At 36.3% G+C, this 2,051-nt stretch carries 1 protein-coding gene; it reads left to right on the forward strand.

Translation table 11 applies throughout. The features are described 5' to 3' along the window. Positions 1–1,587: 1,587 nt before the first annotated feature. The coding region (locus tag AABE15_RS07210; RefSeq protein WP_338330614.1) for a hypothetical protein at positions 1,588–2,051 on the forward strand (464 nt) is incomplete at its 3' end.

Here is a 2,051-nt window from a genome sequence, read left to right on the forward strand (position 1 = left end):
GTCTTAAAAGGCTTTTATAAATTAATAATTTGAGGCGGAGGAATATATTTGGCGAGGTTTACAGTATTTAGCTTGTAGGACTTGGTCTTCACCAGCTTAAACTTCTTTTGGCAGTGGCGGAATAGTGTTAGGTGCCTGTCAAGGGTGATACACTATGCTCTTTGGTGGCCTATTTGTTTTGGCCTCTACCCTATATATCTTAGGAAGGGAGCGTTTATTCTTCTGGAAGGAATTATACAGTCGGCCTTCTTGCGATTAACTGTAATATTAAATCCTTCCAGTTTCTTTGTGATTTCTTCACAAAACTCCTCCACCTTCCGCAGAGCTCTCGTTGCGTTTGAGAAGCTACTGTAAATTGCAATGACATTTGCATATACCGCTACAGTAGATTTGTTATACTTTGCTCTAACAGTTTCAGTCGTGGACACTTAATAGTATTGGAGATAGCACAGACCCTTGGGGGACACCGTAGGTGATTGGCACATCTCCGGATAGCGTATTCCCAACTCTTACTCTAATTTGAATAAAGCAGAAACTTAATATTTGGCACAAAACTAATTTCGAAGACTAAATGAAATAGTATATGTGGGATGGGGTCGGTTAGCGATACTGCGGTGGTTTCCATAGAAATTCATTCATTTTCAATTAGTTTTTTGGGAATGATGCACATCTTTGGGAATGATGCAGTCGATAATTAAAACGATAATCAAATTGTCTTTTGAGCAAAAATAAAATAAACGTTTTATTTGTTCTTTGTGAACACTCACGATATGACATATGAAAGCTATCTATTTATATTTTATTGGTTCATCAATTTTTCAATTGTAAATAATGTAAGGTATTTTATTTTAATTTGTTTGTTTTTTTAAATGATAACGTAACATTTTATCTTAATAATCCACTCTAGACTTCCTATCATTGTTGTAGCTGAGATTTGTTTTATTTTTGTTACAAAGGGACCTATCGAGAAAGCCCGCTGCGATACAAGATGTTATTGTAGTCTTTTCGCCCCGAGGTGTCATATCACGGTTGGACTAGCCTATTGCAGCTACATATTGTTACCTTGGCACCCCTCGAACATCAACTCAAAAAGCCATCCACACAAGACTTTGTAAACCATAAAAGAAATGTTATGCTCAAGAGTTTTATTGTAGTTATTGAAACAAACATAATACTCTTGACTTGATTCTTAATACGATTGATTCCAGTTTGAGTGTATGAGCGTGGTAACAGACTGCTGGATATATCGCAATAATGAGAATTCCCTTGAGAAGTTATAGACAAAATGTATTTTTAACATTTTCTTTTTTATTAATTGCTCAAATAGTTCGATAAAAAATTACGGCATGAGGAATATAAAAAAAAACTGTAATATATTACAAATAGCTCTAACAAAAATGCCGAATAGTAAAATATATATTAACATCTTATTGCCTACATCTGTCGCCTCGCATTGGTTACGTGCTGGTAAATAGAAAAAAGTCGCTAAATTTCAGTATAATAAAATTCAAGTGATGAAAGTTGATCATTGGTAATCCATGGCCTGACAACTCTCTCATTAGAGAAATCATAAACGTATGGTGGGACATGAGAAAAAAATCAGTAAGTGTGGTCTTTGTCTGGGTTCCATCCCATAGTGGCATAATGGGTAATGAAAAAGCAGACCAAGCTGCTCATTTAGCGAGAAAGGGAGAGCTACCAAGCATAACAACAATAAATGACATCACCGTTGAAGATTGGATCCATGAAGCAAGAAAAAAGCTATTAAAAAATTGGGAAAGTCAATGGAAAATACAACGAGCCAAACTAGCCGAAATAAAAACCGCGTGCAACACATGGACCACAAGCTTCAGAAGGTCGAGAAGAGAAGAAATAATATTGTGCCGGATGCGAATCGGACACTGCCTTTTCACAAACGGATACCTACTTAGAGGTCTCGAAGCGCCAACCTGCGAAAACTGTGACAATACACCTCAATCAGTCAAGCATTTACTATTAGAGTGCCCCCTATATAAGAAAGAGAGACAAAAACTAAAGCTTTCGACAACATT

Origin of the sequence: Commensalibacter sp. Nvir (assembly GCF_963921845.1) — a bacterium.
In the GTDB taxonomy this organism is placed as follows: Bacteria; Pseudomonadota; Alphaproteobacteria; order Acetobacterales; family Acetobacteraceae; genus Commensalibacter.